The sequence below is a fragment of the Sulfurovum sp. TSL6 genome (genome assembly GCF_019972115.1).
Classification (GTDB): Bacteria; Campylobacterota; Campylobacteria; order Campylobacterales; family Sulfurovaceae; genus Sulfurovum.
Window position 1 is genome coordinate 608,015 of record NZ_BPFJ01000002.1, and the last position, 17,174, is coordinate 625,188.

Here is a 17,174-nt window from a genome sequence, read left to right on the forward strand (position 1 = left end):
ATGATTTCTCGTAAAAGTTTGCCTCTGGCAAATAGATTTATCCAAATCTACCTGTGATGTAATCTTCTGTCAACTTCTCTGAAGGGTTCAAAAAGATCTTATCTGTTTTGTCATACTCTATCAGATCGCCCAGATACATAAACGCCGTATAATCACTTAAGCGACTGGCTTGTTGCATATTGTGTGTCACGATCACCACGGAGACATCTTTCTTAAGCTCCGAGATCAACTCTTCTATCGCCCCTGTTGAGATGGGGTCAAGTGCAGAGGTTGGCTCATCAAAAAGTAAAACCTCCGGCTTAAGTGCTACCGCCCTCGCGATACATAGCCTCTGCTGTTGCCCTCCACTGAGTCCAAGTGCACTTTTGTTCAGTCTGTCTTGTGTCTCTTTCCAAATAGCTGCATCTTTAAGGGCTTTTTCTACACGCCCCGCTATTTCAGTCTTATCTTTTACCCCTGACAGTCTCAATCCATAGGCCACATTATCAAAGATACTCATAGGAAACGGTGTGGGTTTTTGAAAGATCATCCCCACTTGTTGACGCAACTTGATGAAATCATTCTCTTTTTTAAGATCCAAGATATTTTGTTTTTCATCATTACCGCCATAAAGATTGATCTCACCTTCATAGCTGTTTCCAGGGTAGAGATCATGGATACGGTTCATGGCACGTAAAAGTGTGGATTTACCACAACCACTAGGACCGATCATCGCTGTAATTTTATTTTTCTCTATAGGAAGATCGATCTTCTTTAATGAAGGTTCATCCACACCTGCATAGGTAAAATAAAAATCTTTAATATCCATTATAATGTTATTTTCTGCCATGTTATTTTCTGACCTTTTCTATTATTTTTTATTTCTTGTCATATATCGACCGAATAGATTGATACATAACACAATGACTGTAAGCACAAAAGATGCTGCCCATGCCAACTCCCGACTCTCCGCATCCGGATAGGTCGCAAGGTTGTAGATACTCACTGTAAGAGAGGGAAACTGCTCGGTGAGGTCCATCGTGAAAAACTGGTTATTCGCCGATGTAAAGAGCAATGGTGCAGTCTCTCCGATAATACGTGCAAATGAGAGTAAAACACCTGTCGTTATCCCTACTTTAGCCGCTTTGATCACTATCTGTAAAATGATCTTGTGTTTGCTCCCACCCAAAGCGATACCCGCTTCTCTGAGTTCCTTAGGAACCAATGCCAGCATGTTATCCGTAGTGCTGATGATGATAGGTATCATCATAATGGCCAATGCAACGATACCTGCCCAACCGTTATACCCGCCAAAAGGGTCAACAAACAAAGCAAAAACAAATACACCAATGACAATGGATGGTGCTGACATCATCACATCACTAAGATTTCTTATAACAGAGGCCAACTTGCCATTGTTACTATATTCTCTAAGATAGATACCTGCCATCATGCCAAGGGGAACTGCTATTGCACTTGCCATAAGTGCCATAGTAAACTGCCCTATAAGAAGGTTTCTAATTCCTCCTTCTACCAAGTCGTTGGTAAAAGTATTAAAATGCAGACTTGTGATGCCTTTATAGCTCAAAGTTACAAGTATCCAAAATAAAAAACCTATGCCTATCACTGCGGAAAGCGTCGAGAGGATTAAAATGATTTTATTGAGTATGAGTCTATTCATGATGCTCTCCTTTTCATACTGTTTTTCTTCCAAGGAAATAAAATTTCGCTATAGAAATAATGGCAAAACTGACTACAAATAAAATAAGTGCCAGATAATACATACTGCTCATCTCAAGGTCTTGCGCTTCTGCAAAGTTATTTGCAAGTAATACCGGGATGGAAGTCGTAGGATCCGTTATTCTACTTGGTATGCTCATAACCGAACCGATAAGGAATGCCACTGCCATCGTCTCACCCAACGCACGTCCAAGCGCCAAGATAATTGAACCGATGATCCCTCCCTTAGCATAAGGCATGATGACATCCTTGATCACTTCAAACTTCGTTGCACCCATAGCATATGCTGACTCTTTAAGAACAGAAGGTGCGGTGTTCATGGCATCTCTTGTGATCGCTGCCATAAAAGGAATGATCATGATCGCCAAAACGATTCCCGCAGTCAATAACCCTACCCCATTTCCTCCTACTGTTGCCTGTACAATAGGGGCAAAGTAAAAAAGTCCCCACATGCCATAAATGATACTTGGAATGGCTGCCAGTAATTCGATGGCTATCGAAACAGGCTTTACCAGTTTTTCAGTCGCGATCTCTGTTAAAAATATAGCTATCCCCATCGCCAATGGTGTTGCAATGGCCATAGCAATAAGTGTGCTAAGCAAGGTACCGATGATAGGTATATATCCGCCAAAGATACCGCCTTCATCATCTTCATCTGCTTCCCAGGTTTCATTGTACAAGAAATCAAAGCCAAATTCATGTAATGCATCTTGTGCATAAGAAAAAAGTACTGCAAAGATCCCTACAAGAATAAAAAAGGAGAGTGTTGCAGAGAAAAAAGAGAAATTCTTAAAGAGTTTACCACCCATATATTGCCTTCGTAATTAATTGGAAAAGATTGTAATCAAAGTTGGTTACATTTTAATTACAAATTATATCTATTATACTATAACAAATTCAAGGTGTAGGATAATAAATTGATGTGTGAAGAAGCTCTCCAAGTGGAGAGCTTAAGGTTATGTGGTTTCTAAAACGTTTTATTTAATGTTTTTAGCTTCCCAATATTTTCTAATTTCATCTTTAGTCGATGCAGGAAGTGGCACATAACCAAGATCTGTTGCTGCTTTATCACCATTGGTATATGCCCAGTCGATAAATGCTGTGACTTGTTTATTTGTTTCCATTTTTTCTGCTGGAAGCAAGATAAATGTAGCTGCAACGATAGGGTACGAAGTTGCACCTGCCGGGTCACCGATCACTGCGTAGAAATCATTCTCCGCGGTCCAGCTTGCGTATTTAGCTGCATCTTGGAAAGATTTTAGCGTTGGGTTGATGTATTTACCTTCTTTGTTTTCGATCTGTGCTGCTGCCAATCCTAATTTCTCTTTATAAGAGTACTCAATGTACCCGATAGAATTTTTGATCTGCTGGATATTTGCTGATACACCTGAGTTTGATTTACCTGCAACTACTTTAGCTACTTTCCAAGTAGGTTTTTTACTAACTTTTATGTTTTCATCAAGTTTATTCAAGAAGTAGGTAAAGTTAAATGTTGTACCTGACTTGTCAGCTCTTACAGCTACTGTGATAGGCTCATGTGGTAATTTCAAACCGGCATTTTGTGCCATGATCGCCTTATCATCCCAGTATGTAATGCTTCCACTAAAGATACCTGCGATTGCTGCACGGCTAAGTTTAAGTTCTCCATCTTTTATACCATCGATGTTATATGCTAAAACCACTGAACCTACTACCGTAGGGAACATGTAAAGTTTGTCTTTTTTAAGTGCTTTTGGCTTAAGTGGCTTGTCTGAACCGGCAAAATCAACCATTCTTTTAGTGATAGATTTAACCCCGTCACCAGAACCAGTTGGTGTGTAGTTCACTTGATTTTTTGTTGCAGCGTAATACTCTGCTGTCCAAGCCTTATATATAGGCCCAGGGAATGATGCACCTCTACCTTTAATTTCATCAGCGTTTACTGCTGAGAGTGCTACTGAAGCTGCCACTGCTGCTGTAAGAATTTTTTTCAATGTCATGGTTTTCTTTCCTTAAGAAATAAGTTATCCATTTTGGATTGTGTGAAGTATAAAACAACTTGGAAACATTTTGGTTACAGAATGTAATAAGTTAGAATAGTATCTCTTTCTTTTAATGTTCCTGAGAAGAAATGCCATATAAGATGTTAAATCAAAATAGTTTATTTTTATCACAGAGTATAGAGATTTGTTGAAGTATATATTTATTGAAACTTATACCCTATACCACGAACAGGGACAATATACTCTTTATTTTCTTGAGGGTCTATCTTTTTCTTTAATCGATTGATAGTGACATTGACTGTACGTTTTTGGATATCTTCACTTTCATGCCATATATTCTGGATCAGATATTCCCTTTCAAGCGCTCTGTTTTTATTTTTAATAAACAGACTAAGAAGTTCGAATTCTAATTTGGTAAGTTCTACCTCATCACTTTCTATATATGTTTTACGTGTATTAAAGTCCATGATGATGTCTCTAGCCATTAACCTCTCTTGCTCTATGGCATTTGTACGTCGAAGTATCGCTTTAACACGATAGAGCAATTCTTTCATGTTAAAGGGTTTCCTTAAATAATCATCCCCTCCACGCAAGAAGCCCTCTTCTATCTCTTTATCGGTATCTTTTGCAGAGACAAACATCACAGGGATAGTCACACCTTTATCACGAAGATAAGAGACAAATTCACTTCCTTCTACTTGAGGAAGTGTCCGGTCAACAAGCATTAAGTCTACGCCTTGCTCTAACATAGACTCTACCTCTTTGGTGGAGGTTACTCCTATCACACAATATCCCTCTTTCATCAGATGGAACTCTTCTATTTCCAATAGATCTTCATTATCTTCAATAATTAAAATCGTTGCGACAGGATCGATATTAGTTACCATTACAAAACCTTTTGTATCTCTCTTAATCTTTATATATTGCATCAAATTCTATAATAAAGATTCATGAAGGCATACTATACAAAACTGGTTTCATTTTGGTAACATTTACTATACTAAACAGTCAGTTTATTCGTTATCAATCTGTTATGTATTGTCTTTACAATCTCACATGCATTTTATAAAAAAGAATTACGAATTACTGCTAGCCTTTGTTATTTTTACAGCTATCCTAGGTACACATTATCCGTTTTACAAAGCTATCATCTTGATGCTTGAGTTTATCGTGATCATAGAGGTGATAAAAATGATTTCAGAGTTTATGAAAAAGAAAAGATTACGTCTGAGGTATGTAATCGATGTGTTTATTATCTTTTTGACGCGAGATGTGATCATATTGGCAACAAACCCCAACAAGGACTACAAAGAGATACTCTTTTTACTTTTAGTGATCTTTATCTTTTTCCTCTTTAGAATTTTGGCTGTACAGTTCTCCCCTGCACTGTTCAAAAAGAGAAAAAATGAAAAGTTATCTTAGATTAATTTATATCCAACACCCCATACAGGAGCAAAGTATTCTTTGTTACCTTCAGGATCGATCTTCTTTTTGAGTCTGTTCATAGCTACATTGATGGTTTTATCATGAAAGTTTACACTGTCATCACCCCAAACTTCATCACGCAGAAAATCTCTGTCTAACGACTGATGTGGATTCTTGATAAAAGTATGGAGTAGTTTAAATTCTAAATTGGTCAACTCTATACGCTTATTCTCTATGAAAAGTTCTCGTTTTTGCAGATCCAATGTGATATCTCTGTATTTTACTTTATCACTAGATGTCACTCCACTACGCTTTAGTAATGCGGCTATTCTTAAAAGGAGTTCTTTACTGCTAAAAGGCTTTGTCATATAGTCATCACCTCCAGAATGGAAACCTTCTTCCAGGTCACTCTCTTTGTCTCTCGCGGTCAGGAACAGTACTGGTATATCATATCCCAGCTCCCGTATTTTTGAGACAAATTCACTTCCTTCTACACCAGGGAGATTTCTATCAATGATCATAAGGGCAGGATTTTCTTCTTCCAAGAACTGTTCTACATTTTCTGTAGAAAGGAACCCGGTAACAGAGTATCCTTCTTTTTCAAGATGATATTCAAGAAGTTCTAAAATATCTGGTTCGTCTTCAATAACAATGATTTCTATGTCTGTATTTTGCATGTTATAGCATAGTATATCTTGATAACAATTTGATTACAGAAGATAAAAAAATAGGAAGATTTTTTGAAGATAACGCAGGCATTTCTGCCCACGTTAAAATGATACATTATTTTTGTGCAAGCTGATGATGCACACCAGGTTACTCTTAGCTTGCGACACCTTTAAGTATGAAGAAAATAATGGCAGAAAGTACTGCTGCTGCTGGAACAGTGATCACCCATGCCGCTACGATCTTTTTCACCATACCGCGCTTTACATAGTTTTCACGCAATGAACGTTTAAGACTTTTTACTTTTTTCTTTTGCACTTTAGTCGCTTCAATTAATTCGACTTGTCTTTTATAATCCCCTTCAGCTTTCAGTTCTGCAAGTTCCGTTTTAAGCGCATGGTGTTTTTCTACTTCTGCGTGAAGTTTCTCTTGCTTCACACTCATATCTTTACTGTCAAGCCACTCTCTAAGAAAACCGACCCCAAAGATTGCACCTACAGCAATATGTGTAGAAGAAACGGGTAAGCCGAGCTGAGAAGCGATAACCACTGTGATCGCCGCAGCCATCATAATGGAAAATGCTCTCATTTGATCAAGCTCAGTGATCTCAGACCCTACTGTTCTGATGAGTCTTGGTCCAAAAAGGGCAAGACCTACAGAGATACCGACACCACCGACAACCATCACCCATAAAGGAATTGCTGCTTTTTTAGAAACAGCCAGTGTGGTCAGTGCATCATTGACTGCTGCCAAAGGACCCACGGCATTGGCAACGTCATTTGCGCCATGTGCAAAACTCAAAAGTGCCGCTGCAAAAATAAGAGGAATCGTAAAAAGAAGATTGATAGATTCTCTAGTCCCCTCCATTCCTATCACCTTTTTTAGTACTCTAGGCTTCACAATAATATATGTGATCACTCCACCGATAGCACCAAAAATAAGAGCTACGGTAAAAGTAGGCTTTTTTGTTTGTGGTAAAAAGCTAATGGTCTCTACGATCAAAGGCCAAACCTTTTTAAGTCCCTTGACCGTAAGATAAGTAATAAACGCTGCTGCCATAAGAGCGACCAAAATAGGCACGATCTTCTTCGCTGCTGTCAATTTATCTTCTTTATAAATGATCTGTGATTTGATCACATAGAGGAATATCGCAGCGATCACACCACCCAGTACAGGTGAGATCACCCATGAAGCAGCGATCTTACCCATGGTTCCCCAAGAAACGATAGCAAACCCACCTGCAGCGATACCACCGCCAAGCACACCACCTACGATAGAGTGTGTTGTTGATACTGGGGCTTTAAGCCATGTTGCAAGATTTAGCCATAGTGCTGCTGCAAGCAGTGCTGCTGACATACCATAGACAAAAAGCATAGGGTCATTACCGAATGCATCTGGAGAGATGATCCCTTTTTTGATGGTCCCAACCACATCACCACCAGCGATGAGTGCACCACCTGCCTCAAAAATAGAAGCGATGAGGATAGCGCCACCTATCGTTAGTGCGCCAGAACCCACTGCGGGCCCTACGTTATTGGCAACATCATTTGCACCAATGTTCATCGCCATATAGGCCCCAAATACGGCTGCAAGTACTAAAAAGCCTCCGTGTGCTGCTTGTCCTATGATACTGTTTGCATAAAAAGCTACGGCTACGGCAAACCCTGCACCCAGTATCATTTTTAATGTATTGTTCATCTTATTTCCTTCACCTGTATATTATTGACGGAATTATAGTAGAAAAGTATTACAATTTTGTTACCAAACTGTAACCAAATGGAGGTGAATAAAACGTGGAGGTGAAAGGAGTCAAGATGGGCGGATGCCCATCTTTAGAAGTTTACATGATATTTCGGACTAGAATGTAATAATCGCGTCTAACTGCACACGCTCGTAGTCTGCATCTGCAGGATCGCCAACTTTGCTTCCATAGAGTGTATTGATGAAGTAAGTACCGGCAAGATATGTGTTTTTACCAAATTTATATTTTGTTCTGATAGCATGACCTTTAGCAGCCGTACCACCACCGAAGTTATCTGAGTCAGAGTGTGCACCAAATACCGCATCTTCTTGGATATCAGTATAAGAGTATTTTACTTGCCAATCACCAACTTTTTTTGCTTTACCGAGTTGAAATGCCAAATCGTATCCAAAGTTATTGTCATCTGCAGCTGTGTTATATGCTACACCGGCAGCTATTGCAAATGGTTTACCAAGTACATCTTTGAACTTGAGTTCTCCAAATCCTTCAATAATATGATAATCATTTGCATACACGTCACCTACTAAAGTGTTACCCATATCTTTACCGTAAAGAGGCGTATTGCCTTTTAACCCATCATAATAGTAGATACCAGCACCTAGATTAAGTGTTGAGTTCTCTAACTTTGTTTTTTGTACATATTGTGCTAGAAAGAGATTAACATCGTCTGTAGTATCAGGAACATTTTCCGCATAACTTGGTTGGTTAATACCTGCAGTGATAATCTTTGTGTCGTCTTGGTACTGATAGTTCACACCATTCATTGAAAGATCGTTATCCCAAACAAGCTGTGATTTGATAGGTCTATACATCATGTATGCCGATCTACCTATTTTCCAAGTAGAGTTACCAGATGTATAATCAAGAGCTAAAGCATTGAATCTAAGCGACTGGAAAAAGTAGTCTGCCAGACCTTCAGTAGGCTTATTCGCCTCAGCAAAAGTTTGGTTACCTGACGTTGGATTACCTCTACCACTTCTCATACCAACTTCAAATTGAAGATGATCTGTAATATCAATATGTGCGCCTAGTCTTAAACGATATCGACCAAGATAAGCATTTTTTTCACTACCATCATAATAGTCAGTCTCTTTACTCTCATATCTTACTCTTAAGTCACCTTTGAAATGAACTCTATCAAAAAAGCTTTTTTCAGTTACTCCAGTTGCGTCTTTCACTTCTTCGATTCTTTCAATTGGGTGAGTAATGTCAGATTCAGCCATTGCTACTGTCGCTAGTGCGGCCATTGATAATACAATCTTTTTCATTTGTGTAGTTCCTTGTTTTAATTTATGGCGGAAGTATAAAACAAATTGGTTACAAATTGATTACTTTATGATTACAGGAATCAAACGCTTTAGAATTTAGCTGATATTTTCAAATCTAGTGTTCTTCCTTTTTTATATTTTCTTGTGATACCTTCTCCCTGTTTCCAAATAATTTCTTCATCCAGTATATTTCCTGCTTTCATCTTCAATTCTAAAGGATATCCATAATCAAAATTCTCTATCCAGACAAGATCCAAAAGTGTTGGTGGTACTTCATACTGATCTAACTCTTTATCCGGTCCATCGATGGCACCAACCTTACGTATACGTTCTGCCATATGATTGAGGTTCAAAAGTGCAGATCTTTCTTTCGTTTCATAGCCAAGCGTAAGATTTACTACATAAGGAGATAATCCCTGCAGTTCTCTGTTGTCTGATGTAAACTCTTCTTTTTGCTCCTCAGTTAAAGATACGTTGGAATGGTTATAAGAGAAGTTACCAGAAACATAATAGTCCGACCATTTTGGATGTATGAAATCCAGATTTTTTCGCCCATCGATTTCAAAACCATACAGTGTTGCATAATCAGTATTTGTGAAAGAGTACGCTGTCAAGGATGTAGATGGTTCTACAACATCTTCAATTGGCTTATCCATATATTTATAAAAGAGTCCAAACTTAATGTTTTCACTTTCCGAGAAAAAATAACTGTATTTCAAGTCAAAGTTATAGATAAGTGTATTAACAAGTTCAGGATTTCCAACTATGGTAGCAACTTCAAATGGGTGAAAATATTCACCCTCTGTAAACTCTCTCATATCAGGCATGATATAGGTTTTTGATGCTGCGAAATCAAAATAATGTTTTTCACTGTATTTATATTTTAGACTAAATGAAGGAAAATAGTCATCAATTGTTAGTGTTTGAGGAACCTTTATAACGTTATTTGCTTGTGAAGAATCAGGGTTTGTTACATCTAATTTGTACTGATCGATCTTCTGCTCCAAGTTAACATATCTCACTCCTAATACCATTTCTACATCATCCCAAGGTCTACTCATCCATGATACATAAGGACTCATTTCATCAATATACCCATCAAAAGAATCTTCTGCTTTGGAAAGTACCTCAATCAAAAATGATCTATACTCATATGGATAAGCAGGCAATACAAAATTATTGTATATACTGTCAATCTCTCCTACCAAATAACGGTCTGGAATTAACGGATCATCCACTTTCTTACCTAAAACATATTTTTGTTGTCGAGAGATTCTCTCTTTAGATGAAATATTTATACCATATTCAATAGATTCATCTTTATCAAAAACTTCAATATTATGTTTGTTTTTGATGTACATTGCATTGAGCGTATCATCCGATGTAACCCTGTTTGATACATGATTCGTAACGGAGTTGTCATTAAAAGTAAGTCCACCTTCCTCAACATATACATATTTATAATTATTTGGCTGATAAAATTCTGCTGTACTGTTTTCAAGTCCAAACTTCAAGTTAGAGTCCAGATTAAAGAACTGATAATCAAAATCCCCACTGATTTGATCCGCATTAAGTTCCCTCTCTTCCCAATTTAAGTTATAGTATGTTCGATGTGTGAGGTCAGAATCTATAATACCGTCAGTCACTCTTGTTGTTTTTAATGCGTTTTTTGTATACAGTTTCGTATATTTCAGTCTTAATACATCTAAATAGTTATACCCGATGTTCAGCATACCTCCATGGGCAATGGACATAGTAGTCTGATCTATGGTTCCATATTTGCTTGGTTCAGTATTTTGATTACCATCTGCGTCAAATCCATATCCAAAAAACTCTTCGGGTACATATCTATGCTCTTGTGAATAACCATAATTCCCATAGACAGTAATATGATGATCATCATTAATATCAAAACTTTTAGCACCTTCCATTGAACCTCCAAAACCAGGTTTTAGTGCTGTTTCATACACTCCATAGATACGATTGGGATACATTCTGGTAAATTCTGCCAACTGTTCAGGGGTAAAAAACCTTGTAGTGAATGTAGGTGTTCTTTCCCCTACTTTTACCTCTGTAGCATCCAATATAGGTTGCGGAATATTTCTAAAACTATGATCATAGCCTGTCCAATCTGTTGCAGACCCTACATGATCTATCTGTGCATCACCCGTATAGTTATTGACCTTTGCTCCAAGAGATATTTTGATGAAATCTTCATCGAATCTCTCCTTGGTTCTAATATCTATATACCCTCCACCAAAACTACTTGGGATGTCGGCAGAAGCACTTTTCTGTATCTTCATAGACCCGATTATAGAAGAGGGGAATATATCCAAAGGAACGGTTCTTTTTAAAGGATTTGGGGAAGGCAAAGGAAGTGAGTTCATCTCAATATTCGAATACCTTTCTCCAAGACCTCTGACATAAATGTTTCGACCATCAACCAAAGTGACACCGGTGACCCTGCGTAATGCTGCAGCAGCAGTACTGTCACCCTTCTTTGACAACTCTTCTGAGCCAAGGATATTGGCAATAGCATTAGCGTTTTTCTCTTCGGTAATGACATCTGTCAAAGAGCCTTCAATCCTTGGAGCAAGCACCACATACTCATCAAGTTCCATACTTGCTGGAGTAAGAGTAATCTTGCGAGATAATGATCCATTTTTTGTTACCTTAATACCACTGAGAGTCTGTGCACTATATGCTGTATGCACAACCGATATACTTAGTGCGACTCCAGAAGGCACTTCTACAGAAAATCGACCGTTTACATCTGTTCTTGCATCCACAGCTGTACCTTTAACAAATACTCTGGCCCCAGCAATAGGCGTTTTACCTTCTGCAGACAATACCAGTCCATTCAGCCTACCCTTGCCTGTTACATTTTGCTGTCTACTTTTTTCCTGTGTGAGTTTACCCACAGGAGTATCTATAGTCACTAGAGGTCTTTTGCTTGTTTTAAAAGTTGAGATCACTTGTGTATCTCTATTTTCTTTAATCAGTACTCTTTTTTTGAAATACCCCAAATTCTCTCTATCTAGTCCACGACCTACTATTTCAACCGTATGTTGTCCTACTGTGAGTTTTGTTGTTATTGAACCGTCGATGTCACTTTTATAGACTCTATTGCCATCTACTGTGACCACACTTCCGTGTAAAGGCGTCTGGTTTTTAAAAACAAAAACAGTCAGTGTTCCCATCGCATTGTTTTTTCCCCACGCTACTGAAACTACTGAAAATAGTAGACAAAGCCTAAATAATTGTTTCATTGTTATATACACTCCATACTGTTGTCTTGACATTTTTCTATATTTTTTCTAATGATAGTTGCTTTAGAAAACAACTCATTATCTGTTATCTTTTTGAGTTGTGCTTCTGCTTCTTCATAATCTTTAGACATATAATAGGCATAGGCTACTGCATATCTGATAGTATCATCATCAAGCATCTTATATCTTTTTAGCGCATCTATTAGCCCGATTATCTTTTCATACTCTTTACGATCTACATAAATGGCTATTTTCTGTTTCAACTTCTCTTGTTTGTTCGTGACTTGAGAATTTAGATACAAAGCATGCGGAATCATCCTTGCTCTTCTATACAATTCTGCTGCTTCCTTTGTATATTTATGCTCGTAGTATGAACCTTGTTCGAAAAGGTTAGCAGTAGTGAATTGCATACCTTTTTTTAAGTACAGGTGTCCAAGCAGCATATCTACCTTAGCCTCTTTGGGGAAAAGCATTTTTGTCTCTTCTAGTACCTTGATCGCTTCCTCTCTTTGCCCCGAAGAAAGTAGCATTTGTGCCAATCCCATATACTCTTTTGCATTGGGTTTAGCACGTTTCATATACTCTTTTGCACTTATTACCGCTTCTTGATACAGACCAAGTTCAGTAAAATAATAAAACTTCTGCTTCAATAATGACTGGTCTTCTGGAAATGCTTTGGCACCTCTTGTCAGCATTTCTATGGCACTATCTTCATTGTTCATTTTCCAATAACAGTCAGCCCTGAGCATATACTCAGCAGCCTGATCTCGTCCTGATGGACCTTGTAGATCAAGATAAGTAATCGTTTCGCGATAATTTTTAACTTTGTACGACTCTTGACTTAGATAACTGTAAAGTTTTTGTAGTTGCTCTTTTCTGATCTTTTCCCCATCAAAAATAGGAGTAGTCACTTTTTTTACAGGTTTAGGATTACTTCCAACAGAAAAGAGATGCTTTCGTTTCTCTTTGATAGGCGCAGGCGCTTTATAGACTTTTTCTTTAGTCGCCTGAACTGCTTTTTTAAGAAGCCCTATCGCTTGAGTATGTTTCTCCTGGCGCATTGCTATAACACCTTGAATCGTGTAATACTTTGACATATCAAGGTTTTTATCATATTTTTTTGCCTCTGAAAGTTCAGCATTTGCTTTATCAAACTTTCCATCGAACACCATCATAGTTGCCAATGACAAATGATCAACCTCAGGGATATCATCACCTTTTGCCTCTACGAACGTAAAGAACATTAGTGTTACTATTGTTATTTTTAAAATCTTATGCATCTCTTCTCTTTAATTAAAATCAAATCTGACTTTTTGTTTTGCCCATACTTTTACAGGTCTTCCTTTGTACTTACCTGGTGAAAACCTCCAAGACCTGATCCCGCTTATTGCTGCAGTATCAAATACACCTGGGGGAGAGGACTGTAATACTTTTGCAGCCTCAATACTTCCATCTGTATCGATGAGAAGATTTACAATAACATACCCATTTATACGCTTTTTCATAGCGATTGCCGGGTACTCCATAGGAGATCTTGACACCACTCTTGGTTTTGTATCTACTGTACCTTCACTCATTGCTGCATCTTTGGCTATTTCCCCCAAAAGATCATTCGGATTACCTGCTATGTTTCCCAGTTCAAACTCAGGGATATCCATCTCGATACCACCCAACATAGAACCAAGGTCTGGCAGGGGTGCTTTTGGTGTTGATTTTTTCTTTGGTTTTGGTTTGGGCTTAGGCTTTTTGAGCTCTTGCTGTACCTTTTTAACTTTCATATACCTCAAAGGCTCTTTTTTGACTTTTTCTTTTTTCTCTACATCTTTGCTAAAAGATACCACCAGAACTACCATAAGGATAGCACCAAAAAGCATCGAAAGGAGTGCTGCAAGCTCTCTTTTTTGCTTCATGCGTTTATCTGCAAACATATATCTTAACCCATCTCTTTAGTTGTAGATACGGCAACATCTTGTGCACCACTCATTCGACACTCATCAACCACATCTATCAACCTCTCGACCGGTATAGAAGTATCCGATATCACCAGTACAGCTTTCTCGCTGTTGACCCTTAGAAGATCCCTAAGTTTACTCTGTACTACCCAAAGTTTTACAGGTTGGTTGTCGATATAAATCTCATTTGTATTGTCTATATAGACACGTATTACTTTAGATGAGGCTTTACTCGCGGAAGCTGCAGAAGGACGATTAAGATCAAGCTTCATATCTTTTACAAATGTTGTTGTAACCATAAAAAATATTAACAATATAAATACCATATCAATTAATGGTGATACATCAATATTGTCAATACTCTGCTTTCTTGGTCTAAATCTCATACTCATCCTTTGTACATATTACATCTGCGATCTGTTCAAACTCTAACTCATATCGCTCTTCTTGTTTATCAAATATTCTTCCTATGATAAGTCCGGGTACTGCTACAACCAGTCCTAATTCCGTAGTAAAAAGTGCTTTTGATATACCACCTGAAATACTGTTCCCTTGTGCAAACATACTGCTTGACTGCAGCGCATCAAAAGTCTCAATCATTCCTATGACGGTTCCAAGCAACCCAACCAACGGTGCCAGTACAACTATTGTTTTAACCAATGTTGAATAGGTGCCCACCACTATCATATAGGGGGACAAGGCATCCATAACAAAATTTCTACAGTTTTGGCCTATGTTATTCGCTTCTTCCGCTGCGGCAAGTGCGTCTGCTGCCGCATAATCAAGCAATCCTCTCATCGCCTGCGCCTCACCCCTCTTTTCATGTTTGGCCACTAGTCTTCTCACGTTACCCTCTGTTCCACGACGAAGTGTCAAATACCTGAAACCCAGTCCATACCAAAGCGCAAGATTGAGTACAAAAAGTACCCACATTACTACACCTCCAGCATTCATCAAGGAGACAAAATCCCCAATAGCCCCATACATCTCTATCTCACTATATTGTTTTTCTCAAACACATTGATTATATGAAGTGCACTCTGTTCCATTGAATCCTTGATCTTCTGCGCCCAACCGGACAATAGGTTTCCAAGCAGAAGAAGGGGTATCGCTACTATAAGACCCAGCATCGTTGTTACTAATGCTTCAGAGATACCCCCTGAGAGTAATTTAGGATCCCCTGTACCATGCTCTGTAATGATGTCAAATGTCGATATCATACCTGTCACTGTTCCAAGAAGTCCAAGGAGTGGTGCCACTGCCGCGATCACCAGTACAAAAGATCCGAATTTATCGATCGCTGTACTTTCATTAAGAATATTTTCTGTCACAATGTCTTCTATGTGCTCTCTGTCTCTAGTGATATTTCTAAGTGTTGCTCTCAATACTCTGGCTGTTGAACCTTTATATCCTTTGATCGCTTCTTGTGCCTCAGCAACACCGCTTGTATTTAACTTTTCTACTACCGCATTGGTCAGATTCTCTACATTCGACCCTGATTTTGACAACAGTTTCACTCTTAAAGCGATAAGCAACAAGCCAAATAGACCTAGCGCAAGAATAATATAGCCTATCACACCACCTGCTTTCACCGTATCAGCAACCGTTTTCTCTTTTTTGAACTCTATCTCTTTATCTAAGTTTTCATAAACAAAGATATCTAAGGTATCCAGTTTCTCCCCCGAAAAAAGTGCTTTTGCATCATCAGAAGAATCAGTAGAGTTCCAAAGTTTATACTTTCCGTCTCCAGCTGGTGCCAACGCGCCTGCAGCTTCTTTGGCGATACCAAATGCCGCTATATTGCCCACTTTAACAATATCTGCTTCTACGGGTTTCCCATTAGGCAAATAAAATCTACCTTTTTCGTTTCGTAGAGAAGATAATGTCCCATATAATTTTGATGCCTGTGAAAATGCATCAGTTAGCTTTTGAAGATTGGTTGTTTTGTTACTCTCATCCACCTCTATACCATACTCATTAAGTACTGAGATCGCCTGCAGTATTACCACAGATGTTGTATCACTATTCTCTGTTACTTCACTGGCTTTTCTGTTTAACTTTTCAAGTTTTTCTTGTGATATTTTTAATTCATCTGAAACTTTTACAAGCTGGGCTTGAAGTCCGTTGAGTTTTTCACCTGCTGCACGAATATTCTCTTTTTGCTCTTGTTGTTCTTTAATAAATCTGCTTTGCAATTCACTTTTTTGCGCTTTTAGAAAAGTATACTCTTTTTTATATGCTTCACTTAATTCACTTGCATTGAGTGTTACAGCAAGCAATACAGCTGTTATCATAATTATTAATTGTTTCATCTATTTTACTCCTGCGATCATCAGTGCATTAGGCAGGTTAAAGTAACCTGTTCTGATCTGTTTTTGAAGGGCATCAAAGAGTGTATGTATCTGCTCTTTATGTCTACTCTCTTCTACCACAATATATTCGTAAGTGCCGTTGTTGTTTTTAACATAGCCCGTTTGATCATCTGGGGTAAGGAAAAACATCATCGCTGTACCAATCTTCACTACTTTTGCCAATTTTTGGATATCATCGATCTGTACATGCTGTTTGAACAGTCCTATCTCTTTAGTAAGTCTGATTGCATCATCATAAGAGGCCCATAGTAAAGAAAGCGCTTTTTCCTGAGTAATATTTCCACTCTTCAAATCAGACTTTATTTTTGCAAGATCAGCAACTCTCTCTTCTACTTTAAACGGGATGCCTGTTGAGATGATTTTTTCTAAATTATCTATCGCTGTCTCAAGCATCGGAGTGAGATCATTTGCCGTGGCACCTTTTTTGGCTATCTGCTCTTGAAGTTTTACTATTTCCGCATTCGAAACTTTAATCGCAGTCGTTTTTCTGTTAATCTGAACTTCATTGTCCGCTATTTGCATAGCATAAGATTTCATGTGTGATTTATAGCTGTCTTTGTTCTCATCTATCTGCGTATAGAGACCTTCTACATCGGCTCTAAGTTTCATGATTGACTTGACCATCTCTGTATTGTCTGCAGCATATACTGCTGTACTAGAGATGGCTATAACTGTTGATACAAAGATCAACTTTGTAAATTTGCCCATTTTTCTTCCTTGTTTATTATTAAAAAATCTGTATGGATTTTGAGATGTGAA

Annotated in this window: 16 protein-coding genes; 1 reads left to right on the forward strand and 15 read right to left on the reverse strand. The window is 38.2% G+C overall.

From position 1 onward, the window contains the following. Positions 1–37: 37 nt before the first annotated feature. From pstB to LDM93_RS08055, 5 genes are all read right to left on the reverse strand, one after another. Entirely contained in the window at positions 38–829 is a 792-nt protein-coding gene (gene pstB, locus LDM93_RS08035) for a phosphate ABC transporter ATP-binding protein PstB (RefSeq protein WP_223891869.1), read from the reverse strand. Positions 830–850: 21 nt separating this feature from the next. Then, complete coding sequence (gene pstA / locus LDM93_RS08040; protein WP_223891870.1) at positions 851–1,660, reverse strand: phosphate ABC transporter permease PstA; 810 nt, start codon at positions 1,658–1,660, stop codon at positions 851–853. Positions 1,661–1,673: 13 nt separating this feature from the next. Continuing rightward, a complete protein-coding gene (gene pstC, locus LDM93_RS08045; protein WP_223891871.1) occupies positions 1,674–2,528 on the reverse strand; it encodes a phosphate ABC transporter permease subunit PstC in 855 nt (284 codons plus the stop codon). Between the two features lie 168 nt (positions 2,529–2,696). Further along, the gene (gene pstS / locus LDM93_RS08050) at positions 2,697–3,698 is read right to left on the reverse strand and encodes a phosphate ABC transporter substrate-binding protein PstS (RefSeq protein WP_223891878.1); all 1,002 of its coding nucleotides are present in this window, start codon (positions 3,696–3,698) and stop codon (positions 2,697–2,699) included. Positions 3,699–3,901: 203 nt separating this feature from the next. After that, on the reverse strand, positions 3,902–4,588 hold the full coding sequence (locus LDM93_RS08055; protein ID WP_223891879.1) for a response regulator transcription factor: 687 nt from the start codon (positions 4,586–4,588) through the stop codon (positions 3,902–3,904). 169 nt (positions 4,589–4,757) lie between these two features. On the opposite strand from LDM93_RS08055, the gene LDM93_RS08060 reads away from it, so the two are divergent. Beyond that, on the forward strand, positions 4,758–5,123 hold the full coding sequence (locus LDM93_RS08060) for a phosphate-starvation-inducible PsiE family protein (protein ID WP_223891880.1): 366 nt from the start codon (positions 4,758–4,760) through the stop codon (positions 5,121–5,123). Here the strand turns inward: LDM93_RS08060 and LDM93_RS08065 are convergent. From LDM93_RS08065 to LDM93_RS08110, 10 genes are all read right to left on the reverse strand, one after another. Next, positions 5,120–5,803, reverse strand: coding sequence for a response regulator transcription factor (locus tag LDM93_RS08065; protein WP_223891882.1), 684 nt, complete (start codon positions 5,801–5,803; stop codon positions 5,120–5,122). The two genes, LDM93_RS08060 and LDM93_RS08065, sit on opposite strands and share 4 nt — an antisense overlap. A 145-nt stretch (positions 5,804–5,948) precedes the next feature. Continuing rightward, entirely contained in the window at positions 5,949–7,490 is a 1,542-nt protein-coding gene (locus LDM93_RS08070; protein ID WP_223891883.1) for an inorganic phosphate transporter, read from the reverse strand. A 159-nt stretch (positions 7,491–7,649) separates the two neighbouring features. Further along, positions 7,650–8,822: a putative porin gene (locus tag LDM93_RS08075; RefSeq protein ID WP_223891886.1), complete on the reverse strand. Its 1,173-nt coding sequence runs from the start codon at positions 8,820–8,822 to the stop codon at positions 7,650–7,652. Positions 8,823–8,911: 89 nt separating this feature from the next. Then, the gene (locus LDM93_RS08080; protein WP_223891887.1) at positions 8,912–12,091 is read right to left on the reverse strand and encodes a carboxypeptidase-like regulatory domain-containing protein; all 3,180 of its coding nucleotides are present in this window, start codon (positions 12,089–12,091) and stop codon (positions 8,912–8,914) included. A 2-nt stretch (positions 12,092–12,093) separates the two neighbouring features. Continuing rightward, positions 12,094–13,335: a hypothetical protein gene (locus tag LDM93_RS08085; protein ID WP_223891888.1), complete on the reverse strand. Its 1,242-nt coding sequence runs from the start codon at positions 13,333–13,335 to the stop codon at positions 12,094–12,096. A 45-nt stretch (positions 13,336–13,380) separates the two neighbouring features. Beyond that, positions 13,381–14,019: an energy transducer TonB gene (locus tag LDM93_RS08090; RefSeq protein ID WP_223891890.1), complete on the reverse strand. Its 639-nt coding sequence runs from the start codon at positions 14,017–14,019 to the stop codon at positions 13,381–13,383. A 5-nt stretch (positions 14,020–14,024) separates the two neighbouring features. Continuing rightward, positions 14,025–14,429, reverse strand: a complete 405-nt coding sequence (locus tag LDM93_RS08095; RefSeq protein WP_223891891.1) for a biopolymer transporter ExbD — start codon at positions 14,427–14,429, stop codon at positions 14,025–14,027. Continuing rightward, a complete protein-coding gene (locus LDM93_RS08100) occupies positions 14,419–14,997 on the reverse strand; it encodes a MotA/TolQ/ExbB proton channel family protein (protein ID WP_223892059.1) in 579 nt (192 codons plus the stop codon). The genes LDM93_RS08095 and LDM93_RS08100 overlap by 11 nt, the downstream gene beginning before the upstream one ends. Before the next feature lie 35 nt (positions 14,998–15,032). Continuing rightward, on the reverse strand, positions 15,033–16,355 hold the full coding sequence (locus LDM93_RS08105) for a MotA/TolQ/ExbB proton channel family protein (RefSeq protein ID WP_223891892.1): 1,323 nt from the start codon (positions 16,353–16,355) through the stop codon (positions 15,033–15,035). Beyond that, positions 16,356–17,123, reverse strand: coding sequence for a DUF3450 family protein (locus tag LDM93_RS08110; RefSeq protein ID WP_223891894.1), 768 nt, complete (start codon positions 17,121–17,123; stop codon positions 16,356–16,358). Positions 17,124–17,174 lie beyond the last annotated feature (51 nt).